Source organism: Streptomyces sp. x-80, assembly GCF_046549095.1.
Classification (GTDB): Bacteria; Actinomycetota; Actinomycetes; order Streptomycetales; family Streptomycetaceae; genus Streptomyces; species Streptomyces celluloflavus.
In genome coordinates this window covers 214,701-237,502 of the sequence record NZ_JAJPWM010000012.1, presented here as the reverse complement: position 1 = coordinate 237,502, position 22,802 = coordinate 214,701, and the positions used below count along the sequence as shown (strand labels likewise).

Below are 22,802 nucleotides of genomic sequence, written 5' to 3'. Positions count from 1 at the left end.
GTGTCACCTTCGGTGCAGGGCGAGCCGCACGGCTCGCACGAGTCGGGCGGCGGGGCGGGCGGGCGGCGGCTTCGGTCCCGCCCGGTCCCGCCACCACCGTGTCAACTGCCGCCGCGCGGCCGGGTCCGCGGGACGCTCCTGGGTCAGCAGATGCGCCGCGAAGTCCAGCGCGTCCTGCCGGTGGCCGCCGCGGAGGGGCCGGTGGCGGGCGTAGTCGAGAAAGGCGGGCCGGTACTCCGCGCCGAGGATTCCGGGCAGCTCCGGGGCGATCCTGCCCACGACGGCGGCCCGCTTGGCGGCCAGCGCCCGGCTCTGGACGCGCAGCCGGTGGCGGTCGAACCCCTCGGGGGCCGGCGTTCCGGCGACCAGCGCGGACAGCAGCGCGGTCTGGACGAGCGCCAGCCGCTGCCGCGCAGCGTCGGTACCGGTGCCGGTACCGACGGGGGACCGGGAGCCCGTCCGGGCGGGCGCGCCGGGACCGGCCGCGGCTGCGCCCCCCGGACCACTGCCCCCCGGACCGCCGCCGGCCCCCGTGACCGCCTCAGGCCGCTCGCCGGACATGGCGCGCCTCCTCCACCACGGTACGTATCGCGTCGAGTTCACCGGCCAGCTCCGCGCCCTCGGGGAAGTCCTCGTCGCGCTCCAGCAGCACACCGGGCGGGGTGGTCCGGGCGCACAGCTCGGCGAGCACGTCCAGCACCGGCCCGGTCACGGGGTGGGCATGGCTGTCGTGCCACACCCCGTCCCGCTCCACACCGCCCGCGACATGGACATAGGCGATGGCCTCGACCGGCAGTTCGGCCAGCGCGACGGCCGGGTCCTCACCCTGGTTGACGTGGTTCGTATGGAGGTTGGCGACATCGACCAGCAGCCGTACGCCCGTCCGCTCGACGAGTTCGGACAGGAACTGCCCCTCGGTCAGCTCCTCGCCGGGCCAGGAGAGGAGGGCGGCGATGTTCTCCAGGGCCAGCGGCACCGGCAGCGCGTCCTGGGCGATCCGGACGTTCTCGCAGAGCACGTCCAGCGCGTCGCGGGTACGCGGCACCGGCAGCAGATGCCCGGCCTCCAGCAGCGGCGACCCGGTGCCCGGCCCGCCCGCGCGGACGAACGCGAGGTGCTCGGTGACCAGCGGCGCGTCCAGCGCCACGGCGCGTTCGGCGAGCGCGGTCAGCCGGCCTTCGGCGGGCCGTTCGGCGCCGCCGAGGCCGAGCGAGACGCCGTGCGGGACGACGGTCGTGCCCCGCTCACGCAACTCCCGCAAGGCGGGCGGGAGATGGCCGGGGCAGATGTTCTCGGCCACCACCTCGACCCAGTCCACACCGGACAGTCCGGCGATCTCCGCGGCGATCTCCGGCCGCCAGCCGATACCTGTACCCAGACGTTGCATCGTTCCCCCCGTTCACTCCGTGCTGTGACGTACTCATGACCCTGTCAAGACGGGCCGAACCCCGCGCAGTCAGGGTTCAGAGGTTGTTCTGAGCTTCCCGCGGCCCCGTACGGCTCCGCCGCCGGAGCGCCGTACGGCTCCGCGCCGGATCAGCGCGCGGCCTCGAATCCCACCGCCGCGCCCAGTGCGAGCAGCACCCCGCCCGTGGCCTGATCCAGCCGCCGCCGTACGCGCGGACGCTGGAAGACGGCCCGCGCCCGGTGGACCGCCACGGCGATGGTGCCCAGCCACAGCACACCCAGCGCGGCATGGACGGCCACCAGCAGCAGCGTCGTCGCGACCACCGGCGCGCCGTGCGGGATGAACTGCGGCAGCAGCGACATATAGACCACCCCGACCTTGGGGTTGAGCACATTGGTCAGCGCGCCGGTCCGGAACGCCCGCAGCGGCGTCTGCCGTACGTCGTCGGCGTCCGTCGCCGTCGCCACCGCCCCGTCCGCCGCCGGAGCGGTCCGCAGCCGCCGGGCAGCGCGCAGCGCCTGCACCCCGAGCCACATCAGATACAGCGCACCGGCCACCCGCAGCACGTCGTACGCCACCTGCGACGCGGACAGCATCGCCGTCAGCCCGACGGCACCGGCCAGCCCCCAGACGAAGCACCCGGCCGCTATGCCGAGCGCACTGCACAGGGCGGCCCGCCGCCCCGAATGGAGAGCGGTCCGCAGGACCACCGCGAAATCGGGGCCGGGGGAGATGGTCAGCAGCGCGGCCACCACAGTGAAGCCGAGGAGAGAGGTCAGCACGGGACACCACCGTACGTCCAGGACCCTGGCGGGCCGCAGGTGGCCCCGGCCGGGCGTCCGGCGGCCGGGTCGGGGCCGGCACCGCACCGCGGGAGCCGGACGCCCCCGCCGGCACCGCCCGTGCGCGGCGGACGGTGCCGGACGCGACATCGCGCATCGCGGGGCCGGATGGCGGCGACGGCCGGACAGGAGAGTGCGGTCCTGACGGCGAGCGTCGGCGCGCCGACGCCGCTCAGCGTCGGTCGGGCCCGAAGAGTCCGTCGACGATCCGCCGCAGTACCGCCTCCTCCTGGCCGGTGGCCTCGGTCCGCTCGTACTCGGTGAGCGCGAGGCCGGCGAGGGCGAACTCTTCCGTCAGCGCCCGCACCGCGGCGAGCAGCTCCGCCACGCCGAGTCCGCCGGGTTCGGGGGTACCGACGGCCGGGAACACCCGCGGGTCGAGGACGTCGAGGTCGATGTGGATGTACACCGCCTCGGCGCCGGTGGCGCGCACCGCGGCCAGGAGCGGCCCCGGTTCCGCCAGCTGCCCGACGCCGAGGTGCCGGATGCCACGGCTCTCGACAAGGGCCTGTTCACCCGGGTCCAGTGACCGCGCGCCCGCCAGCACCACGCGGTCGGCCGACACGTTCCGCGCGGGCCGCAGGCCCGCCGGCCCGTCGCCGAGGAGCGCGCGCAGCACCATGCCGTGGAAGGCTCCGGACGGCGACGACTCCGGGGTGTTGAGGTCCGCGTGGGCGTCGAACCACACCAGCGCCAGCCGGTCCCCGAACGCGGCGAGCGCGGCCTCGACCGGGGCGAGATCGACCCCGCAGTCGCCGCCGACGGTCACCGTCGGCTCGCCCGGCGGAACCTCGGCCAGCGCCTCGCGCACCGCCAGCAGATGCCGCTCCAGCACATCGGCGTTCCGCACGCCGCCCCGCGCGCTGCCGGCGCCGCTGTCGAGCGCGACCGTCCGCCGCCGGCTCGCGGGAACCAGCTCGGCGAGCCAGGCGGCCCCACTGTGCAACCTACGGGCGGTAGCGGCACCCGACCCCTGCCACTGCGCCACCTCGAACACGATCGGACCGGACACGAACGTCTCCCCTCCACGCTTTTCGACGCAGCCTATGCCGTCGCCTCAGCCGTCCCGCAAGTCACGCCGCGGAGGCGACTCCCGGGGGCGAGCCGCGGGCCCGCGCGCCGCCGGGAGGGCGTACGTCTGCCACGGCACCGTGACCGCTGCCCGCCGTACGCCTCCGCTCCCGGCGCGCCGGACGGTCCCCCAGGCGCGGTTCAGCGGCGGCACAGGGCCGTGTCCACGACTTTCTCGACACGCTTCATGGCCGTCGCGTCGGTCGGCTGGATGGTCACCGCGACATTGGCGGCGCGGCCCTTGGCGGTGACTCCGCCCCGGGTCTCGTACCCCGGGAAACTGCCGCCGTGGCCCCAGTAGACACCGCCGCACGACAGCGGCTTGCTCACGAGCCCCAGTCCGTAGCGGGCGCCGTCGCCGAAGTAGTCGGCGCGCACGGTGGTGCGCATCTGGGTGAGCTGGGCCTTCGGGAGGAGGCGGCCGCCGAGGAGCTCGGTGAAGAACCGGTTGAGGTCGGAATTGGTGGAGATCATCTGACCTGCCGCCCAGGCCCAGGAGGGGTCCATTTCCGTGATGTCGCGCAGCGGCGCGTCCGCCGAATCCCTGTCGTAGCCCTTGGGGTGGGGTTCCCGGATGGTCGTGTCACCGGGGGCGGGGAAGTAGGTATGGCGCAGCCCGACGGGTTTGATGATGCGCTGGTCGATCTCCTTGGCGACGGGCCGCTCGGTGACCTTCTCGATGATCAGGCCGGCCAGTACGTAGTTCGTGTTGCTGTACTCCCACTTCTTCCCGGGGGCGAAATGGGCCTTGTGCTGGAGCGCGATGCCGAGGAGTTCGCGGGGTTCGTAGTGCCGGAGCTGAAGGTCGTATTCGGTGTAGTTGGGAAGTCCGCTGGTCTGCTGGAGGAGCTGGCGGACGGTGATGCGGCGGCCGTCGATCCCGTCCCCGCGGACGAGGCCCGGCAGATAGGTGTCGACCCGGGCGTCGAGGCCGATCTTCCCTTCGGCGACCAGTTGCAGCACGACCACCGCGGTGAACACCTTGGTGTTGCTGCCGATCCGCACCTGCCCGTCCGTGGGCACCTTCGAGCCGGTGGCCAGGTCGCCGACGCCCGCGGTGTAGGTACGGGTGCGGCCTCCGCGGTCCTGGACGCTCGCCAGCGCGGCGGGCATGCCGTCGGCGCGCACCAGCGCGTTCAGGCCCTGTTGGACGGTGTCCGGCTTGGGAGCGGCGGACGCGGCGGACGGCGCCAGGGCACCCATCGCCATGACACCGACGGCCACCGCGGCCGCGGCCGGCACGGCTCTGCGCCGAACACCCCGCCGTCGCCCGGAAGAACGGAACCTCTGCCATGCCTGCTCACGCACGAGCCAACTCCTACGGATCTTGGGGAAACCAGCGGTATGTGCCGGACCCAGCATTTCCGTAAGTGATCGTTCGGGGCGATCCTGCTACCCGCCCGGTGACGGGTAGGGCTACCCCCCGGTGCGCCCGCCCGATGGGGAGCCGCGGCGGGAAGGAACGCCCTGGTCGCGGAGGCGGCGTCAGCGGAGCGGACGCGGCGGACGCGGTGACGCAGGCCCCGACCGTCACCGGCCCGCCGGCCCCGCCCCACTGCCGTCGTGATCGCGGGAGCGAACCGGCATGAGGGGTCCCCGCCCTGTCTCCGGCTTCCGGCTTCCGGTCTCCGGCCTCCGGTCTCCGGCTTCCGGTCTCCGGCTTCCGGCTTCCGGCTTCCGGCTTCCGGCCTCCGGCCTCCGGCTTCCGGCTTCCGGCTTCCGGCTTCCGGCCTCCGGCCTCCGGCTTCCGGCCTCCGGCCTCCGGCTTCCGGCCTCCGGCTTCCGGCCTCCGGCCTCCGGCCTCCGGCCAAGAGTTTCCCGGGGCGATCCCGGTCGCCCCGGCCCGGTGCGCCTACGCGGGAGCCGCGGGCGACCGCCACTCGACCACGACGGTGGCCCCGGGCGCGATCTCCGTGAACCCGGCGTCGTGCACCACGGGCAGTCCGCTGCGGGTCAGCGCCTCCCACGCCGACGGCTCCGCGGACCGTACGGACAGCGGGAACCCGGCCGCGCGCCAGGCCGCCCGTTCGTCGTCGGACAGTTCCCACCACACGAGCTGCGCGCCGTGCCCGACCTGCGCCATCTCCTTGCCGGCCGACATGCCCAGCCCGGGATGGAGCCACAGCACCGGCCGGTCCGCGGCGGGCGCGGCGGGCGGCTCCGGATCGTCCAGCTCCGTCCCCGAGACCTGGAGCCGGGCCAGGTCCTTGGGCCAGCCGTCCAGCGGCACCGGCGGGAAGACCCGCACCTCGGCATGGCGACCGGTCACCGTGATACCCGGCAGGGCCGCGGCCCGCCGCCACTCCGCGCCGCGCGCCCGCCGCACCACCTTGCGGATCCGGGCGTCCTCCCAGTCCCGGACCGCCTCGGCCCACTCGCCTGTGCCGTGCGCCCGCTCGTCCGACAGCAGCACGAGCACCGCCCGCGCCGCCGTCTCCAGCGCGTCCGTACGCGCCGGGGGCTCGGCCCGCTCGATCCGCGCGACCAGCGGCAGCACGAACTGCGGCGCCGCGTCCCGGTCGGTCTCCCCATGGCGGAACGGGCTGCCGGTGCTCGTCGGACCGGGGCGGTCACCCGGGGCGCCGGAGCTGCCGGAGGTGCTGGAACTGGCAGGGTCGCCGGGGCCGGTGGTCTCAGTGCTGGTCACCCGGCCAAGTCTGCCAGCCACCACTGACAGCGCCGCCGCCGCGCCGGTACGTTGGCCGGCGGCGCGGGAGGCACGGCCCGCCCGCGCGGCGCCGCGGGGAGCCGGGCGAGACAGGGGAGCCGGGGGAGTGGGGGACGTATGAGGCTGGACGGGGTCGGGCAGCGCTACGGGATGCGCGGGCCCTGGGTGCTGCGGAACGTGCGGCTCGACGTACCGGGCCGCGCGCTGCTGCGCGTCGAGGGGACCAACGGCAGCGGCAAGTCCACCCTGCTGCGCCTGTTGGCCGGGATCGACAGCCCCAGCACCGGGCGGATCACCGGCCGCCCGCGCACCGCGTACGTGCCCGAACGGTTCCCGGCCGCGCTGCCGTTCACCGCCGTCGGCTACCTCACCCATCTCGGACGCGTCCACGGTCTGCGCGGCCCCGAGGCGACCCGCCGTGCCACCGAGTGGCTCGCCCGCTTCGGGGCGGCCGGGCACGCCGGTACGCCGCTGGCCAAGCTCTCCAAAGGCACCAGCCAGAAGGTCGCGGTCGCCCAGGCGCTGCTCGCCGAGCCCCAGCTCCTGGTTCTGGACGAAGCCTGGACGGGGCTGGACCCGGCCGCGCGCGAGGTCCTGGACCGCGCGGTCGCCGAGCGGATCGCGGACGGCGGCACGGTCGTCTTCGTCGACCACGACCCGCACCGCCTGGCGGGCCTCGCCGACGCGCACTACCGGATCGCGGACGGGCGGCTGCTGACCACGGCGGGCGGTGCGGCGGCGGCCGCGGCGGGCCCCCGGGTCGTCATCGAGGCGGTGGGCCCACCGGGGAGCGCGCCGTGGTCCGGACCGGCGCCGACCGCCGAGGCGCCCGGACGGACCGCCGCCGCGCGCCAACCGGCCACCCGGCCGACGGGCCCGGTCCCCGGTGCGGCGGAGCTGCCGGGCCACCCCGAGGCCACGGTGGGCGCGGACGGTACGACCCGCCTCACCGTCCCGGCCGTCCACTCCGACGCGCTGCTGCGCGCCCTGCTCACCGCCCGCCCACCGTGGCACATCCGCTCGGTGACCCATCCCCATCCCGGTCCCGGCTCCCGCCCCGTCCCCGCCCCTGACCCCGACGAGGTTCCGCTGCCGTGATCGCTCTCCTCCGTTACCAGGCGGCCCTGTTCGCCGGCTCGCACCGCTGGCTGCCGCCGGTCGTGGTGTACGCCGCCTTCCTGGCCCTCGGTATCCAGTCCGGCGCCCCGATCCTCGACGCGTACGGCTGGGCCGCCGCCGGACTGCTGCCCGTCGCGGTGTGGCTGACCCGGATCTGCGTCACCGACGAGCCGCCGGCCGCCCGCCACTGCGCCGCGGCCGCCGCCGGGCCCGGCCGCGTCCACCTCGCCGCCGTGCTGACCGCGGCGGGCGCCTCGCTGCTCCTCGCGCTGGGGGGTGCGGCCTACGTCCTGCTGCGGTCCGATCCGCACTCCGCCGGCCACCGGGCCGCCGTGCCGGTGCTGCCCGCGACCGGTGCCGGGCTGCTCGCCGCGCTGGCCTGTGTGCTGCTGGGCATCGCGATCGGCGCGCTGTGCAACCGGCCGGTGCTGCGCAGCACCGCCTCGGCCGTCCCGGCCGGGCTGGTGGCCGCGCTGCTGCTGCTCGTGCTGAGTGCCTCGCCCGCCAACGCCGCGGTCACGGGCCTGGTCACCGGCTCCGCGGACGGCACGATCACCGTCCCCTGGCTGCCCTTCGCCGCCACCGCCCTGATCGCGGCCGCCGCCACCGCGGCCACCTGCGCGCTCAGTTCCCGCCGCGGCTGACACCGGACGCCGGGCGTAGGGTCGAGGCATGCCAGCCCCCACGGACGGTACGGACGAGTGCTACGCGCCGCCCCGGCACCCGCTACCCACGGACCACCCCACCGGCACCGGGACCGCCCCGGCCGCCGGGCCGCCCTTCGCCGACTGCGTCCTGTGCGGGGCGCCCACCGAGTACGGCGTCGCACAGCCCGGTGTCGTCCTGTGCCCCGTGTGCGAGTGGCAGGAGGCCCAGCGCGGCGCCTGCTCCGGTTGAGGAGCGGCCCCCACCGGAGAGCGGTCTCCGCGGGCGGCAACCGGACGGGCGGGACACGCGGGACGAGCGGGATGAACCGGCTCCACCGGCTCCACCGACCCCGGCGGCCGTACGGGGGCCGTTCCGGGCGTGGGGGAGAGGGCGCCGGAGCCCGGTGTCCCCGTCGGCGCAGGGATGCCACCGGCCGGGATCCCGGCCGAGCCGCCCCCCCCGGAGTTCTCGAACAAGGTCGGAGGCCGTGCGCGGCGCCGGGCAGGCACCCCGGCGCGGTACGTCCCGCCACCCCCGACCGTGGGCAGGAAAAGAAATACCCCGGACCGAATTGACGGCCGGGGTATTTCTCCGCGTATATTGAAGGCTTCTGTGCCTGACGAAATTGAGGCGCATATCCAGCTTCATTTCGAATTCTATCCGAGCGGGGTTGAGTTGTCAAACAAGGGAATGCCGGACGAGGAATTGCGGCGCGAGCAGGAATTCCTCGATCTGCTCCACGGGCGCCTCGCCCAACTGCGGGCCGGGGCCGAGACGGCGGTGCGGGAGGCGCTGCCGCTGCCGGGGAACAATTCCCAGGCGCGGCTGGAGCGCGATGTGCTGGTGACCGAGCAGGCCGGACTGCTGGCCGCCTTCGACGCCGGGGAGAACGGGCTCTGCTTCGGCCGGCTGGTATTCCGCGACGGCCGCGATCACCACATCGGCCGGCTCGGAATCCGGCGCGACGACGCGGACCGTACTCCGCTGGTCATCGACTGGCGGGCCGAGGTCGCCCGCCCCTTCTACCTGGCCACCGGGCACACCCCGATGGGGCTGCGCCGCAGGCGTCACCTCACGACCGAGGGCCGGCGGGTCACCGCCCTGCACGACGAGATCCTGGACCTCGCCGACGCCGTACGCACCGGGCACGAGGGCGCCGACGCGGACGCCGTACTGCTCGCCTCGCTGGACGCGGCGCGCACCGGCCGTATGCACGACATCGTGCAGACCATCCAGGCCGAGCAGGACCGGATCATCCGCGCCCCGCACGACGGCGTCCTCGTCGTGGAGGGCGGCCCCGGCACCGGCAAGACCGTCGTCGCACTGCACCGCGCCGCGTATCTGCTGTACGCGCACCGTGCGCAGCTGGCCCGCCGTGCCGTGCTGATCGTCGGGCCCAACCCGGCGTTCCTCCGCTACATCGAGGAGGTGCTGCCCGCGCTCGGCGAGACGGGTGTCCTGCTCGCCACGCCCGGCGAGCTCTTCCCGGGCGTGACCCCCACCGGGACCGACACCGCCGGGGCCGCCGCGGTCAAGGGCGGTGCGGCGATGGCGGACGCGCTGGCGCGCTTCGTGCGGGACCGGCAGGTCCTGCCCGACCCCGTGACCGTGATCGACCACGAGGACGGCGAACTGCGGCTGGACGCGGACACGGCGTACGAGGCGCGGCGCCGGGCGCGCGAGACGGGGCTGCCGCACAACCTCGCCCGCCCGCACTTCGCGTTCCGCGTCATCGACGCGCTCACCGCGCAGCTGGCCGAGCGGATCGGCGCGGACCCGTACGGCGGGCCGAACCTCCTCGGCCCCGACGACATCGCCCAGCTCGGCAAGGCCATCGCGGCGAGCCCCGAAGTGCACGACGCCATCGCGGAGTTGTGGCCCGCCCTCACCCCGCAGCAGCTGGTCGCGGACTTCCTCGCCGACCCGGTCCACCTCCCGGACGCCGACGCGGACGCGATCCGGCGGACCGGCGGCGAATGGACCCCGGCGGACGTGCCGCTCCTCGACGAGGCCGCCGAACTCCTCGGCGCGGACGACTCGGCGGCCCGCGCCGCCGCGGAGGCCGAGCGCCAGGAGCGCATCGCCTACGCGCAGGGCGTGCTCGACCTCTCCTACGGCTCCCGCACCCAGGAGTTCGAGGACCTCGACGAGGAGGACTCGGAGGTGCTGGCCGCGCACGACCTGATCGACGCGGAACGGCTCGCGGACCGGCAGGAGGAGGCCGACCACCGCAGCGCCGCCGAACGCGCCGCGGCCGACCGCACCTGGGCCTTCGGCCACATCATCGTGGACGAGGCACAGGAGCTGTCCGCGATGGCCTGGCGGCTGCTGATGCGCCGCTGTCCGACCCGCTCGATGACCCTGGTCGGCGACCCGGCGCAGACCTCGGAGCCGGGCGGCTGCGGTGCGTGGGAGACGATCCTCGCGCCGTACGTCGGCGACCGCCGGCACCACGTCCGGCTCGGTGTCAACTACCGTACGCCGACCGAGATCATGGAGATCGCGGCGGCGGTGCCCCGGTCCGCGGACCCCTCCTTCGTGCCGCCGCGCTCGATCCGCTCCACGGGCACCCGCCCCTGGGCGCTCCGCACCGACGATGTCGCCGGCGCGGTCGCCGGGGCCGTCGCGCGGGAGACCCGTGAGGCGGGCCGCCTCGCGGTGATCGCCCCGCGCTCCCGCCACGTGGCGCTCTCCGCCGCCCTCCCGGCGGCCTCCGCGGGCGCCTCCCCGGATCTGACCAGCCCGGTGGTGCTGATCGACCCGCGGCAGGCCAAGGGCCTGGAATTCGACTCGGTGATCGTGGTGGAGCCGGGGGAGTTCGGGACGAGCGACCTGTACGTCGCGCTCACCCGGGCGACACAGCGGCTGGGCGTGATCCACACGGGGGCGCTGCCGGCGGGACTGGAGGCGCTGCCGTCGGCGGACGCCGCCGCGCCCGGCCGGTGACCGCCTGACACCGGTGCGCCGCCCGGCCCCGTGCGGCGCGCCCGTGTCCGGGAGCGCGGCTGTCCGGGCGTGGCCGGGCGCGGGTCAGCCGGCCGCCAGCGGGGCGGCGTCGCGGGCCAGGGCCGTCAGCCGGGATATCGCGCGGAAGTACTTCTTGCGGTAGCCGCCGCCCAGCATCTCGTCGCTGAACAGCTCGTCGAACGCCTTGCCCGAGGTCAGCACCGGCACCTCCCGGTCGTAGAGCCGGTCGGCGAGGACCACCAGGCGCAGTGCGGTGGACTGGTCGGGCACCGCCTGGACGTCGGTGAGGCAGACCGCCCGGATGCCGTCGCACATCGCGCCGTACCGGCTGGGGTGCACCTTGGACAGGTGGTCGAGCAGGGCGGGGAAGTCGTCGAGCGAGGCGCCGGGGGTGCGGTGCGCGGTGCGGATGACGGTCTCGGTGTCGTACGGGGCGGGCGCCTCGGGCAGGCCGCGGTGGCGGTAGTCCTCGCCGTCGATGCGCAGCGGCCGGAAGCGGGCGCTCAGGCCCTGTATCTCGCGCAGGAAGTCGGCGGCGGCGAACCGGCCCTCGCCGAGCTTGCCGGGCAGCGTGTTGGAGGTCGCGGCCAGTGCCACACCGGAGTCCACCAGCTTGCCGAGCAGGGTGGAGACCAGGACCGTGTCGCCCGGGTCGTCCAGCTCGAACTCGTCGATGCACAGCAGCCGGTGGTCGCCGAGGGTCCGTACGGTCTGCTGGAAGCCGAGCGCGCCGACGAGGTTCGTCAGCTCGACGAAGGTGCCGAACGCCTTGCGCTCGGGCGGGGCGGGGGTGGCGTGCCACAGCGAGGCCAGCAGATGGGTCTTGCCGACGCCGTAGCCGCCGTCCAGATAGACACCGCGCGGGCCCTTGGGCGCCGCGGGCTTCTTGGGGGCCTTCGCGAACCAGCGCCGCCTGGCCGGGCCGCCCCCGCCGTCGATACCCGCCGCGAAAGCGCTCAGGACCTGGACGGCCTCGGCCTGGCTGGCCTGGTTCGGGTCCGGGAGGTAGGTGTCGAAGCGGGCGCCCTGGAAGCGCGGCGGCGGCACCATCTCGGCGACCAGACGGTCGGCCGGTACGTGCGGGGCGCGCGCGGTGAGCGCGGCGGGGGCCGCGCCGCTCCCGTCGGCCGGCGGGCCGGATATCGGGGCGGGCTGTGGTGACGAGGGTTCGGAAGGCGACACAGCTCTCCAGCCTAGTCGCTGTGCGCGGCCGCCCGATCCGTGAGCGAGGCATGTCACACTGCCGCCATGCGACGCCTGTTCCCCCTTCCCGCCCCGCACGTACCGGCCCGCGCCGCCGAGGAGCACCCGGCGCACCCCGCACCGGGACCGGCGGCCGCCGAGGCCGCGGACCGCGAGTGGACGCCGGACGAGCTGGCCGACGCCTACGCCTACCCGGCGGCGGACGATCCGGTGCGGGGCGGCCGCACCGGCTGGCTGCGCGCCAACATGGTCTCCTCACTGGACGGCGCGGCCCATCACGACGGCCGCTCGCAGCCGCTCTCCGGCGCCGCCGACATGCGGATCTTCGGCGTGCTGCGGGGGCTCGCGGATGCCGTGGTGGTCGGTGCCGAAACGGTTCGTCAGGAGGGCTACCGGCCGGCCCGCGCCCGCGCGGTGTTCGCCGCCCGCCGGGCCGCCGCCGGACAGGGCCCGGCCCCCGCCATCGCGGTGGTGAGCGCCGGTCTGGAGCTGGACCTCACCCTGCCGCTGTTCACCGAGCCGCTCACCCCGACCCTCGTACTGACCGGCACGGGCGCCCCGCCGGACCGGGTGCGGGCGGCCCGGGAGGCGGGCGCGCAGGTGCTGTTCGCGGGCGAGGGCACGGGCGTCGACCCGGCGCGGGTGACCGCGGTACTGGCCGAACGGGGCCACACCCGGCTGCTCACCGAAGGCGGGCCGTCGCTCCTGGGGCAGTTCGCGGCGGCCGGTGCGCTGGACGAGCTGTGCCTGTCGCTGGCCCCCTTCGTCGCCGCGGGGGACGCGCAGCGGATCGCCGGCGGCCCCGCGCTCCCCGTTCCGGAGCGGTTCGCCCTCGTATCCGTACTGGAGGAAGCCGGGTTTCTGTTCACCCGCTACCGTCGGTCCTGACAATCAGTGGAATAACTCGTTCCGCTTAGCTTCCGTTGGGCACACTTAAGGCCAACAGGCCCTGTGTGGCGACGGGGCAGGACGGTTTCTGTCGGACGCCGGGCCACGCGGCGTCCAGAAGAAGAGAAGAAGGGCGCCCGTCGTGTTCACGAGCGTATTGATGATCGAGAAGCCTCTGACGCCCGCCGACGTCGAGTTTGTGACCACTTTGCACGGCGACGACCAGGTCTCCTTCGTCGTCCTCATGCAGCCGCGCGGCAAGCAGGACATCCTGCTGCGGGCGATCGACGACGTCGCCCTCGGCGAGTTCGACGAGGCCGTACGGGAGGGCGGGGAGCCGGAGGGCGCACGGGCGGCGCACCCCGCCGAAGCCGCGCTGGCGCACACTCTGGCGGCGCTGCGCGACACGGGCGCGCAAGCCGTCGGGCAGGTGGTCGAGGACCACCCGCTCGACCTGCTGCGGTCCGTCGTCGACGAGACGGGCGCGGACGAGGTGATCGTGCTGACCACCCCGCACTTCGTCGAGGAGTTCTTCCACCGCGACTGGGCCTCCCGCGCCCGGCACAAGGTCGGCGTGCCGGTCCTCAAGCTGTTCTCGCACGCGGACGACGAACCGGCGGATGGTCCCGCGGTGAGCTGAGCCGTCCGTCCAGCACCTCCACGACCTCGTCCACCGCGTCCAGATGGGAACGGCCGTGGGTGACCAGCACCGTCGCGGTCGCGCGCTGGTGGGTGAGCGTGGTGAGCAGGTCCAGCACGGCCGCGCCGCGCTCGTGGTCCAGCGCACTGGTCGGCTCGTCCACCAGGAGGACCGCCGGCTCGTTCATCAGCGCCCGCGCGATGTTGATCCGCTGCCGCTGACCGCCCGACAGCTGGTGCGGGCGGCGGTCGGCCCGCTCTGCCAGACCGACCGCCGCCAGCAGCTCCAGCGCCCGCGGCCGGGCCGTGCGGGGCGACCGGCCGTCCAGGTGCGCCATGACCTGGAGCTGCTCGGCGGCCGTCAGGGACGGCAGCAGGTTCGGCTGCTGGAAGACCGTGCCGATGGTGGTGCGGCGCAGCGCCGTCAGTGCGGCGCGGCCCAGCCCCGCGGTGTCCCGGCCGTCGATCACCACCCGGCCGCGGTCCGGCGTGATCAGCGTCGCGGCCACCGCCAGCAAGCTGGACTTGCCGGAGCCGGACGGGCCGATCACCGCGGTCATGCTGCCGGCCGGGACGGTGAGCGAGACGCCGTCCAGCGCGGTCAGCCGCGCGTCGCCGTCGGGGTAGGTGAGGGTGACATCGGTCAGTTCCAGGCTCATCGGGCACTTCCCAGGGCGGTCAGCGGGTCTACGGACGTGATGCGGCGGATGGACAGCGCGGCGCCGACGGCACCGAGCGCGATCATGATCAGGGCCGGGATCAGGACGGTGGCCGGGTCCAGCACGAACGGCACGGTGCCGCCGACCGCGGCGCCCACCCCGGCCGCGACGGCGGTCCCCAGGCCGGTGCCGATCACCAGCAGCACCACGGCCTGGCCCAGCGCATCGCGCAGCAGATAGCCGGTCGAGGCGCCCAGCGCCTTCAGCACCGCGACATCGCCGCTGCGCTGGATCGTCCACACCGTGAAGAACGCGCCGATGACCAGCGCGGAGATGGCGAACAGGAAACCGCGCATCAGTTGCAGCGAACCGTGCTCCGCGCTGTACGAGCCGATGGCCGTCAGCGCGTCGTCGGCCGTCACGGTCGCGGTGCCGAGCTTCTTGTCGGCGTCCGCCAGGGCGGGCGTCCCGGTGGTGGACAGGGCGAGCACGGTCGCGCCGCCCGCGCCGCCGGGCAGCTTGCGCCAGCTGTCGAGGGAGACCCAGACCACAGGCGTATGGCTGTACATCGCCGCGCCCGACACCGCCGTGACCCGGACCGTCCGGCCGCCCAGCGAGAGCGAGCCACCGGCCGCCACCCCCAGGGACGTGGCGGCCTTCGCGGACAGCACCGCCTCGCCGTCCCCGAGCGCGGCACCGGCCGGCGCCAGCGGCGACCCGGGCCGCACCCCGAACGCGGACACCGCGGCCGTCCGGCGGCCCGCCTCCGCCTTCGTCGTGGCGATCCCCAGCGGCTCCGCGCTCCGTACTCCCGGCACCCGCGACCAGTCCCGCACCGTCGCCTCCGGCAGCCGCGAGTCGGTGAAGGAGACCTTGCCGCCCTCGGCGGGCGCTGAGAACACCAGATGGTCGGCGGGGAGCGCGGTGATCGCGGAGGTGTTCTCCCGGCCCAGGCCGGCGGTCAGCCCCGACAGCAGACCGACCAGCACCGTGATCAGCACGATGACGCTGCCCATCAGGGCGAATCTGCCCTTGGCGAATCCCAGGTCTCTCCAGGCGACGAACACAGGCTCTGCCATCCTCGGTTCCGGCGCCGGGCCCACTGCCCGGCGGCTGCTCCCACCGTCGCCTCCGGGCGGGGGTGCGGGCATCGCGCCGGGGAGTGGTCCGCCGGGATCGAAAGGCGGAGCCCGCCCTCCACCTTTCGATGGATGCCGCGGCCCCGCGCGGCCCTTAGCCTGAAGAAGCCGTGACCGATCACTCCCTCACCCCCGTCCTGCGTGTGCTGCGTACCTGCCTGCACCTGATGGTGGCCGCGCTCCTCGCGCTCGCCGCCGTCCGGGCGGTCGCCGGCGATGCCCCGTACGCACCGGCCGTGATCGCCGCCGCGGTCCTCCTCTTCGCCGTGTACGTCACCGGCCCCGCACTGCCCCGGCTGCGCACCTCCACCCCCGCCGCGGCCCTCTGGCTGTCGGCCGTGGCGCTCCTGTGGATGGTGCTGCTGGCCCTCACCCAGGACGGCGTCTGGCTGGCGTTCCCGCTCTTCTTCGTCCAGCTGCACCTGCTGCCGCTGCGCTGGGCGCTGCCCGCCGTCGCGGCCACCACCGTGACCGCCGTCGCCGGCTTCGGGTGGCACACCCACACCCTCAGCGTCGGTACGGTCATCGGCCCCGGGCTGGGCGCCGCCGTCGCGGTCGCCGTCGTCCTCGGCTACCAGGCGCTCTACCGCGAGAGCGAACAGCGCCGCCGCCTCATCGAGGAGCTGACCGCCGCCCGCAGCGAACTGGCCGCCGCCGAACACGCCGCCGGGGTGCTCGCCGAGCGCGAACGGCTGGCCCGGGAGATCCACGACACCCTCGCGCAGGGTCTGTCCAGCATCCAGCTCCTGCTGCGGGCCGCCGAGCGGGCGATTCCGCAGCGGCCCGAGAGCGCCCTCGGCCATGTCCGCCAGGCCCGCCGGGCGGCCGTCGACAACCTCGCCGAGGCCCGGCGGTTCGTCCGCGCGCTCAGCCCGCCCGACCTGGAGACCGGCTCGCTGCCCGCCGCCCTGGAGCGGCTGGGCGCCACCACCGCCCGCGCCGCCGGCCTCACCGTGCACTGCCAGGTCTCCGGCGTCCCCACCGCCCTGCCCACCCCGCAGGAGGTCGCCCTGCTGCGGATCGCCCAGTCCGCGCTCGCCAACACCGTCCAGCACGCCGCCGCGGACCGCGTCGAGCTGACCCTCAGCTACATGGACACCGAGGTCGCCCTCGACATCGTGGACGACGGCGCCGGCTTCGTCCCCGCGGAGGTCCCCGCACCCGGCTCCGCCGCGGTCACCGGCACCGGCTTCGGACTGGCCGCGATGCGCGCCCGCGCCCGCGCGCTGCACGGCACCCTCGTCGTGGAATCCGCCCCCGGCGAGGGCACCGCCGTCGCCGTCACCCTGCCCTGCCCGGCCGCCACCGCGCCGGACGGCGCCGGGGCACCGGACGCCGCCGGCCGTGCCGCCGTACCGCCCGCTCGGCTGTCCGGGCCCCCGCCGGGCGTTCCCGGCCCCCGCACCGACACCGCCAAGGGGTCCGCCACGTGACCGACACCCCCATCCGGCTGCTGCTCGCCGATGACCATCCCGTCGTCCGCGCCGGGCTGCGCGCCGTCCTGGAGACCGAACCGGACTTCGAGATCGTCACCGATGTCCCCACCGCGGAACAGGCCGTCGAGCTTGCCGCGCGGCTCGACGTGGACGTGGTCCTGATGGACCTCCAGTTCGGCGGCCGGATGCTCGGCTCGCAGGCCACCGCCGCCATCACCGCCCGCGACGGCGCCCCCCGGGTACTGGTCCTGACCACCTACGACACCGACGCCGACATCCTCGCCGCCATCGAGGCGGGCGCCACCGGCTACCTCCTCAAGGACGCCCCGCCGGAGGAGCTGGCCGCGGCCGTGCGCACCGCCGCCGCCGGGAAGTCCGCGCTCGCGCCCACCATCGCGCTGCGCCTGATGGACCGGCTGCGCACCCCCGCGACCGCGCTCTCGCGCCGCGAGACCGAGGTCCTGCAACTCGTCGCCGACGGCCTGTCCAACGCGCGGATCAGCAAACAGCTCTTCCTCAGCCAGGCCACCGTCAAATCCCACCTCGTGCACATCTACGCCAAGCTGGGGGTCGATTCCCGCACGTCCGCGGTGGCCGCCGCCACCGCACAAGGGCTGATCCGCCGCTGACAGTGGCGGGTGCGAGAATCGTCGGCAGCACCACCGCTCGCGACGATCAGGGAGAACCGCCCATGGCACCCGCCATCCCAGCCTCGATGGACCGGCCGCACTTCATCGGTATCGGCGGCGCCGGCATGTCGGGCATCGCGAAGATCCTCGCGCAGCGCGGCGCCCAAGTGGCGGGCAGCGACGCCAAGGACTCCGCGACCGCCCAGGCCCTGCGCGCCCTCGGCGTCACGGTCCACCTCGGCCACGCCGCGTCCCACCTCGCCGAGGACGCCACCAGCGTCGTCGTCTCCTCCGCGATCCGCGCCGACAACCCGGAGCTGGCCGCCGCCCACGCGCGCGGCGTCCCCGTCGTGCACCGCTCCGACGCGCTCGCCTCCCTGATGGACGGCCTGCGTCCCATCGCGGTCGCGGGCACCCACGGCAAGACGACCACGACCTCGATGCTCGCCGTCTCCCTCGGCGCGCTCGGCCTCCAGCCCTCGTACGCCATCGGCGGCGACCTGGACGCCCCGGGCTCCAACGCCGAGCACGGCGCCGGCGAGATCTTCGTCGCCGAGGCCGACGAGAGCGACCGCAGCTTCCACAAGTACGCGCCCGAGGTCGCCATCGTCCTCAACGTCGAACTGGACCACCACGCCAACTACGCCTCGATGGACGAGATCTACGCGTCCTTCGAGACCTTCGTCGGCCGCATCCGGCCCGGCGGCACCCTCGTCATCGCCGCCGACCACGCCGGCGCCCGCGAGCTGACCGCCAGGATCTCCGGGCGGCACGACATCGAGGTCGTCACCTACGGCGAGTCCGCGGACGCCGACGTCCGCATCCTCAAGGTCAACCCGCGCGGCCTGACCAGCGACGTCACCGTCGTCCTCAGCAGCGGCAAGATCCTCACCTTCACCGTCTCCGTCCCCGGCCGGCACTACGCCCACAACGCCGTCGCCGCCCTCGCCGCGGGTGTCGCCCTCGGCCTGCCGCCGCACAACCTCGCCTCCGCGCTCGGCACCTACACCGGTGTCAAGCGCCGCCTCCAGCTCATCGGCGAGGCGGCCGGAGTGCAGGTCATCGACTCCTACGCGCACCACCCCACCGAGATGACCGCCGACCTGGAAGCCATCCGCGGCGCGGCCGGGGAGAACGCCCGCGTCCTGGTCGTCTTCCAGCCGCACCTCTTCTCCCGCACCCAGGAGCTCGGCACGGAGATGGGCCAGGCACTCGCCCTCGCCGACGCCTCCGTGGTGCTGGACATCTACCCCGCCCGCGAGGACCCGATCCCGGGCATCACCAGCACCCTGATCATCGACGCGGCGCGCGACGCGGGCGCCGATGTCACCGCCGCGCCCGACCGGACCGCCGTCCCCGACGCCATCGCCGGAATGGCGAAGCCCGGCGACCTTGTTCTCACGATGGGCGCGGGCGATGTGACCGACCTCGGTCCCGCGATCCTCTCGCGCCTGGAGAGCTGAGGAGACCGCAGATGTCGTACGAGATCGACAAGCCGGACGAGCAGTGGCGCGCCGAGCTGACCCCGGCGGAGTACCAGGTACTGCGCCAGGCAGGCACGGAGCCCGCCTACGCCGGCGAATACACCGACACCAAGGCCGAAGGCGTCTACTCCTGCCGGGCCTGCGGCGCCGAGCTGTTCCGCTCCGACACCAAGTTCGAGAGCCACTGCGGCTGGCCGTCCTTCTACGACCCGAAGGACTCCGCCGCCGTGGAACTCCTGGAGGACCGCTCCCACGGCATGGCCCGCACCGAGGTGCGGTGTGCTCGGTGCGGTTCGCACCTGGGGCATGTGTTCGAGGGCGAGGGGTATCCGACTCCTACGGATCAGCGGTACTGCATCAACAGCATCTCGCTGCGGCTGACGTCCGACGGCTGACGGTTCACGGCTGACCACCGGCGCCCCGGCCACCGGTACCGCCACCGACCCTGCGGCCGGGGCCGCGGGGCGCGGGCGGACCACCCGTCCGGCCGCGCCCCGTGCCCCGTCTCACTCCGCCGGTACCGCTATCGCCGTCACCACCAGCCCCTTGTCGATCAGCCAGCGGCCGGTGAACTCGGTGAGCCGGGTGCCCGCCACGACGGGGCCCGGTACGAGGAGGCGGGCGGTGAAGGTGGCGGTCGCCGGATCGAGGGTGAGGCTCGCCTCCTCGAAGTCCAGCCAGCGGCCGGTGAGCGGGTACCACGCCTTGTAGACGCTCTCCTTGGCGCTGAACACCAGCCGGTCCCAGCAGACCTCGGGGTGCGCGGCGGCCAGCCGGGGGAACTGCGCGCGCTCCTCGGGCCGGGTGACGAGGTCCACCACCCCGGGATCGGCCACCGGCTCGTTGGGCTCCGCGTCCAGCCCGATCGTCACCACCTGCGTGGACCGGGCCACCGCGGCGGCGCGGTAGCCGTCGCAGTGCGTCATCGCGCCGACGACGCCGGCCGGCCAGCGGGGCGCCCGGCCGGGGCCGGGCAGGATCGGCGCGGGGGCGAAACCGAGCTGGGCCAGGGCGTCGCGCGCACAGCCGCGCACGGTGCCGAACTCCTTCTGCCGCTGGGGGACCGCACGGGCCACCAGCTCCCGCTCCTCGGGGAACATCGCCGACAGCGGGTCGTCGTGGAACGCCTCCGCGGTCACGATCGGCGCGGGCAGCAGTCGGTCGATCATGCGGGGCTCCCGGTCGTTCCGAGGGTGTCCGTGGCGGGGAGGATCTGGACCGGCCGGCCCGGTGTGCCGGAGCGGCGCCGCCACTCCCTGGGGTAGCCCAGCGACACCTCCTGATGGGGCACGCCGTCGCACATCAGCAGCCGGGGGATGTGCAGATGGCCGTAGACGACGGTGGCGGCCCGGAAGCGGCGCGGCCAGTCGGCGGTCGCCGTCGTCCCGCACCACAGCGCGAACTCCGGGTGCCACAGCGGCCTGGTGGGTTCGCGCACCAGCGGGAAGTGGTTGACGAGCACGGTGGGCAACTCCTCCGGTACGGCGGCGAGTCTGGCCTCGGTGGCGGCCACCCGGGCGCGGCACCACGCCTCCCGCGTCGGATACGGGTCCGGGTGCAGGAAGAACTCGTCGGTGCACACCACCCCGGCCTCCTCGGCAACGGCGAGCGCCGCCTCCTTGGAGTACACGCCCGGCGGCCGGAACGTGTAGTCGTAGAGCAGGAAGAGGGGCGCGATGGCGACCGGGCCGCCCGCGCCCTCCCACACCGGGTAGGGGTCCTCGGGCGTGAGCACCCCCAACTCCCGGCAGATCGCCACCAGATGCTCGTACCGGGCGACGCCGCGCAGCTGCACGGGATCGCCGTTCGGCGTCCACAGCTCATGGTTGCCCGGCGCCCACACCACGGTGGCGAAGCGGCTGCTGAGCAGGGTCAGGGCCCAGCGGATATCGGCGACGTACTCGCCGAGGTCCCCGGCGATCAGCAGCCAGTCGTCGTCGGACTCCGGCCGCAGCCGCTCGACGATCTCGCGGTTCTCCTCGTACCGGACGTGCAGATCGCTGACGGCCACCAGCTTGCCGCGCCGCGGCGCCCCGGCGGGCGGCGGGCTCTGTGGCGGGCGCGGTGGCGCGGCGGATCCGGTGGCGGGCGGGGCGGAGCGGGCGGCGGTGGGTGGTACGCGGATCTCGTAGGTCACGCTCGAAAGTAAAGACGCTGCCGGGGCGAGAGTGAAGGGCGGGAGGAGAGCGGGGCCGTGGCGGAGGACCCGGGCGAGGGGAGCGGGAGCCCCGGACCGGCGCCCGGCCGCCGGTTCTACCGGGCGCGCGGTGTCCCGTGCGGCGGCGCGATCAGGTGACCGGGGTTACCAGGGGCGCCGAGGGCGTCCGGTGCGGGCGTGTCGGGGGCGCCTGGCGCGGGGGTGCCGCCACCGCGGATACGGGTGGCGAGCCAGAGGTCGAAGCGGTCGTCGGGGTCGTCGAGGCGGCGGCCGGTGAGGTCCATGGCCTTGTCGAGGCGGTTGCGTACGGTGTGGCGGTGCACGCCGAGCCGTCGGCTGGTGGCGTCCCAGGCCCCGCCGCTCTCCAGCCAGGCCGCCAGGGTGGCCACCAACTCCTCGCCGTTCTCGGCGAGATCGAGCGGGCCGAGCACGGTGTCGGCGTAGCCGTGCAGGGTGTGGCGGTCGCCCAGGTCGAGCAGCAGCCGGCTGGCCTCGCTCTGCCGGGCCTCGGCCGGCCGGCCGCCGGCCCGGCTGACGGCGAGCAGCCCGGCAGCCTGGCGCAGCGACACCCGGACCGTCTCGGGGCCGGTGGCCGGGCCGATACCGGCCGGGCAGCGCGCGGCGAACCGGCCGAGCACCTCGCGGATGTCCAGGTCCTCGCCGACCACCGCCTCGACGAGTCCGGCGTCCGTCACCCGCACCAGACCGCCGGGCATCGCCAGCGCCAGATCGGCGGCCATCTCCTGCGCGGCGCCCTCCCCGGCCCCGGCCCACGCGGCGCCCCCCGGTCCGCACGCCGTCTCCACCACGACGGCCCGTACCCGCTCCGCGGTCAGCCCGGCCGAGGCGAGCAGGTCGCCGGCCCGCTCCGCCGACGGCTGGTCGTCCGCCAGCAGCTCCGAGAGCAGCGCCGAGCGGCGGCGGCGCTCCGGTTCGTCGCGCAGATGCCGCCGCTCCAGCTCCAGCGAGAGCAGCGAGACCAGGCCGGGGACGACCGAACGGGCCGCGGCGTCCGGGCGGCCGGTGAGCAGCAGCAGACCGCGCAGCCGCCGGGCGCCGAGCGGCTGCACCTCCAGCCGGCGGCCCGCGGTAGTGCCGGCCGCGCTGCCGCGCAGCCCGCGCGCGGCCACCCGTTCGATCAGGTCGCGGGCCTCCGGGGGCGGCGCGGGAGCCTCCCGGTCGCCCGCCGCGAGCAGCCGGCCCAGCGGGTCGAGGACCGTCGCGCCGACCCCGGTGGCGGCCGTCCACTCCGCCAGCATCGGCCGCAGCCCGTCGCCGGTCGCCGCGGCCGTCAGCCGCCGCTGGGTCGCGAACGCCCGGTGCAGCACCTCGCGCTGCTCGTTCGCCCGCGCGTCGAAGACCGCCTTGGTGACCGCGATGAACGGCACCTCGTCCGGCACCGTCAGCAGCGGCAGCCCCGCCTCGCGGGCGGCCGTCACCAGCGGCTCGGGCGCCTCCTGGTACGGCAGCCCCTGACCGAGCCCGAGCGCCAGACACGCCGCCCCGCCCGCGGCCACGTCCCGTACGTACGCCCGGCATGCGGCCGCGTCCGCCGGCAGCAACAGGCCGATGGTCATCAGGAGTTCACCGCCTTGCAGCCACTTCCCCGGGGCCGGCAGGTCCGAGACGGTCGCCGCCTCGACCCGGCGGGCCAGCAGGGCGGGCGGCACGTCGTAGGTGACCGACAGGCCGAGGTCGGGCCGGACGAGCAGGTCGGAGATACGCAGCGGCATGGACACAGTGTCCATCACCTGCCGGTCCGGTGGACGATCAGGCGATCGATTCGGGGGACGGCACCCAGGTCCGTGTCCCCTTCCATGCCTCTTCCCCTCCCGTCGGGGTCC

The 22,802-nt window shown here is 74.9% G+C and carries 20 protein-coding genes and 1 pseudogene; 10 read left to right on the top strand and 11 right to left on the bottom strand.

What is annotated here, in order from left to right; translation table 11 throughout:
• Nucleotides 1-3: 3 nt before the first annotated feature.
• From ACLJWH_RS24975 to ACLJWH_RS24955, 5 genes and pseudogenes are all read right to left on the bottom strand, one after another.
• Nucleotides 4-1,387, bottom strand: a pseudogene (locus ACLJWH_RS24975) (DUF692 domain-containing protein).
• A gap of 149 nt (nt 1,388-1,536) precedes the next feature.
• Complete coding sequence (locus ACLJWH_RS24970) at nt 1,537-2,190, bottom strand: LysE family translocator (protein ID WP_411143965.1); 654 nt, start codon at nt 2,188-2,190, stop codon at nt 1,537-1,539.
• 232 nt (nt 2,191-2,422) lie between these two features.
• Nucleotides 2,423-3,262: an arginase family protein gene (locus tag ACLJWH_RS24965; RefSeq protein ID WP_411143964.1), complete on the bottom strand. Its 840-nt coding sequence runs from the start codon at nt 3,260-3,262 to the stop codon at nt 2,423-2,425.
• A gap of 200 nt (nt 3,263-3,462) precedes the next feature.
• Nucleotides 3,463-4,530: a serine hydrolase domain-containing protein gene (locus ACLJWH_RS24960; RefSeq protein ID WP_411143963.1), complete on the bottom strand. Its 1,068-nt coding sequence runs from the start codon at nt 4,528-4,530 to the stop codon at nt 3,463-3,465.
• Nucleotides 4,531-5,173: 643 nt separating this feature from the next.
• Nucleotides 5,174-5,968, bottom strand: a complete 795-nt coding sequence (locus tag ACLJWH_RS24955; protein ID WP_411143962.1) for a peptidyl-tRNA hydrolase — start codon at nt 5,966-5,968, stop codon at nt 5,174-5,176.
• 138 nt (nt 5,969-6,106) lie between these two features.
• Here ACLJWH_RS24955 and ACLJWH_RS24950 point away from each other — a divergent pair, with 138 nt between their 5' ends.
• The 4 genes from ACLJWH_RS24950 to ACLJWH_RS24935 all read left to right on the top strand — a co-directional run bounded on the left by ACLJWH_RS24950 (nt 6,107) and on the right by ACLJWH_RS24935 (nt 10,702).
• Nucleotides 6,107-7,087, top strand: a complete 981-nt coding sequence (locus ACLJWH_RS24950; RefSeq protein ID WP_411143961.1) for an ATP-binding cassette domain-containing protein — start codon at nt 6,107-6,109, stop codon at nt 7,085-7,087.
• A complete protein-coding gene (locus ACLJWH_RS24945) occupies nt 7,084-7,752 on the top strand; it encodes an ABC transporter (protein WP_411143960.1) in 669 nt (222 codons plus the stop codon). Before ACLJWH_RS24950 ends, ACLJWH_RS24945 begins: the two co-directional genes overlap by 4 nt.
• Nucleotides 7,753-7,780: 28 nt before the next feature.
• Nucleotides 7,781-8,005: a hypothetical protein gene (locus ACLJWH_RS24940; protein WP_411143959.1), complete on the top strand. Its 225-nt coding sequence runs from the start codon at nt 7,781-7,783 to the stop codon at nt 8,003-8,005.
• A gap of 441 nt (nt 8,006-8,446) precedes the next feature.
• On the top strand, nt 8,447-10,702 hold the full coding sequence (locus ACLJWH_RS24935; protein ID WP_411144021.1) for a HelD family protein: 2,256 nt from the start codon (nt 8,447-8,449) through the stop codon (nt 10,700-10,702).
• Between the two features lie 84 nt (nt 10,703-10,786).
• Here ACLJWH_RS24935 and zapE read toward each other — a convergent pair whose 3' ends face one another.
• The gene (zapE, locus tag ACLJWH_RS24930; protein WP_411143958.1) at nt 10,787-11,905 is read right to left on the bottom strand and encodes a cell division protein ZapE; all 1,119 of its coding nucleotides are present in this window, start codon (nt 11,903-11,905) and stop codon (nt 10,787-10,789) included.
• Nucleotides 11,906-11,971: 66 nt separating this feature from the next.
• Here zapE and ACLJWH_RS24925 point away from each other — a divergent pair, with 66 nt between their 5' ends.
• Nucleotides 11,972-12,814: a pyrimidine reductase family protein gene (locus ACLJWH_RS24925; RefSeq protein WP_411143957.1), complete on the top strand. Its 843-nt coding sequence runs from the start codon at nt 11,972-11,974 to the stop codon at nt 12,812-12,814.
• A gap of 160 nt (nt 12,815-12,974) precedes the next feature.
• Nucleotides 12,975-13,454 carry an indole-3-glycerol phosphate synthase gene (locus ACLJWH_RS24920; protein WP_411143956.1) on the top strand — a complete coding sequence of 160 codons (480 nt, stop codon included), beginning with the start codon at nt 12,975-12,977 and terminating at the stop codon, nt 13,452-13,454.
• Here ACLJWH_RS24920 and ACLJWH_RS24915 read toward each other — a convergent pair.
• Together ACLJWH_RS24915 and ACLJWH_RS24910 are read right to left on the bottom strand one after the other, a co-directional pair.
• Complete coding sequence (locus ACLJWH_RS24915; protein WP_411143955.1) at nt 13,399-14,112, bottom strand: ABC transporter ATP-binding protein; 714 nt, start codon at nt 14,110-14,112, stop codon at nt 13,399-13,401. The genes ACLJWH_RS24920 and ACLJWH_RS24915 overlap by 56 nt on opposite strands.
• Nucleotides 14,109-15,179, bottom strand: coding sequence for an ABC transporter permease (locus tag ACLJWH_RS24910; RefSeq protein ID WP_411144020.1), 1,071 nt, complete (start codon nt 15,177-15,179; stop codon nt 14,109-14,111). Before ACLJWH_RS24910 ends, ACLJWH_RS24915 begins: the two co-directional genes overlap by 4 nt.
• A gap of 182 nt (nt 15,180-15,361) precedes the next feature.
• On the opposite strand from ACLJWH_RS24910, the gene ACLJWH_RS24905 reads away from it, so the two are divergent.
• From ACLJWH_RS24905 to msrB, 4 genes are all read left to right on the top strand, one after another.
• Nucleotides 15,362-16,684: a sensor histidine kinase gene (locus ACLJWH_RS24905; RefSeq protein ID WP_411143954.1), complete on the top strand. Its 1,323-nt coding sequence runs from the start codon at nt 15,362-15,364 to the stop codon at nt 16,682-16,684.
• Nucleotides 16,681-17,316, top strand: a complete 636-nt coding sequence (locus ACLJWH_RS24900) for a response regulator (protein WP_411143953.1) — start codon at nt 16,681-16,683, stop codon at nt 17,314-17,316. The genes ACLJWH_RS24905 and ACLJWH_RS24900 overlap by 4 nt, the downstream gene beginning before the upstream one ends.
• Before the next feature lie 62 nt (nt 17,317-17,378).
• Nucleotides 17,379-18,779 (top strand): UDP-N-acetylmuramate--L-alanine ligase, encoded by a 1,401-nt coding sequence (gene murC, locus ACLJWH_RS24895; RefSeq protein ID WP_411143952.1) that lies wholly within the window; start codon nt 17,379-17,381, stop codon nt 18,777-18,779.
• A gap of 11 nt (nt 18,780-18,790) precedes the next feature.
• Nucleotides 18,791-19,195 carry a peptide-methionine (R)-S-oxide reductase MsrB gene (gene msrB / locus ACLJWH_RS24890; RefSeq protein WP_411143951.1) on the top strand — a complete coding sequence of 135 codons (405 nt, stop codon included), beginning with the start codon at nt 18,791-18,793 and terminating at the stop codon, nt 19,193-19,195.
• A gap of 111 nt (nt 19,196-19,306) precedes the next feature.
• Here the strand turns inward: msrB and ACLJWH_RS24885 are convergent, their stop codons facing one another.
• The 3 genes from ACLJWH_RS24885 to ACLJWH_RS24875 all read right to left on the bottom strand — a co-directional run bounded on the left by ACLJWH_RS24885 (nt 19,307) and on the right by ACLJWH_RS24875 (nt 22,691).
• Complete coding sequence (locus tag ACLJWH_RS24885; protein WP_411143950.1) at nt 19,307-19,969, bottom strand: 4'-phosphopantetheinyl transferase family protein; 663 nt, start codon at nt 19,967-19,969, stop codon at nt 19,307-19,309.
• Entirely contained in the window at nt 19,966-20,937 is a 972-nt protein-coding gene (locus ACLJWH_RS24880; RefSeq protein WP_411143949.1) for a metallophosphoesterase family protein, read from the bottom strand. Before ACLJWH_RS24880 ends, ACLJWH_RS24885 begins: the two co-directional genes overlap by 4 nt.
• Before the next feature lie 116 nt (nt 20,938-21,053).
• Nucleotides 21,054-22,691 (bottom strand): PucR family transcriptional regulator, encoded by a 1,638-nt coding sequence (locus ACLJWH_RS24875; RefSeq protein ID WP_411143948.1) that lies wholly within the window; start codon nt 22,689-22,691, stop codon nt 21,054-21,056.
• Between the last annotated feature and the right edge of the window lie 111 nt (nt 22,692-22,802).

Bases quoted from the DNA above. Each gene is read 5' to 3' on its own strand.
- ACLJWH_RS24960 (WP_411143963.1), bottom strand. From the start codon at position 4,530: ATGGCGATGGGTGCCCTGGCGCCGTCCGCCGCGTCCGCCGCTCCCAAG.
- ACLJWH_RS24950 (WP_411143961.1), top strand. From the start codon at position 6,107: ATGAGGCTGGACGGGGTCGGGCAGCGCTACGGGATGCGCGGGCCCTGG.
- ACLJWH_RS24940 (WP_411143959.1), top strand. From the start codon at position 7,781: ATGCCAGCCCCCACGGACGGTACGGACGAGTGCTACGCGCCGCCCCGG.
- ACLJWH_RS24935 (WP_411144021.1), top strand. From the start codon at position 8,447: ATGCCGGACGAGGAATTGCGGCGCGAGCAGGAATTCCTCGATCTGCTC.
- ACLJWH_RS24925 (WP_411143957.1), top strand. From the start codon at position 11,972: ATGCGACGCCTGTTCCCCCTTCCCGCCCCGCACGTACCGGCCCGCGCC.
- ACLJWH_RS24920 (WP_411143956.1), top strand. From the start codon at position 12,975: ATGATCGAGAAGCCTCTGACGCCCGCCGACGTCGAGTTTGTGACCACT.
- ACLJWH_RS24915 (WP_411143955.1), bottom strand. From the start codon at position 14,112: ATGAGCCTGGAACTGACCGATGTCACCCTCACCTACCCCGACGGCGAC.
- murC (WP_411143952.1), top strand. From the start codon at position 17,379: ATGGCACCCGCCATCCCAGCCTCGATGGACCGGCCGCACTTCATCGGT.
- msrB (WP_411143951.1), top strand. From the start codon at position 18,791: ATGTCGTACGAGATCGACAAGCCGGACGAGCAGTGGCGCGCCGAGCTG.
- ACLJWH_RS24885 (WP_411143950.1), bottom strand. From the start codon at position 19,969: ATGATCGACCGACTGCTGCCCGCGCCGATCGTGACCGCGGAGGCGTTC.
- ACLJWH_RS24875 (WP_411143948.1), bottom strand. From the start codon at position 22,691: ATGCCGCTGCGTATCTCCGACCTGCTCGTCCGGCCCGACCTCGGCCTG.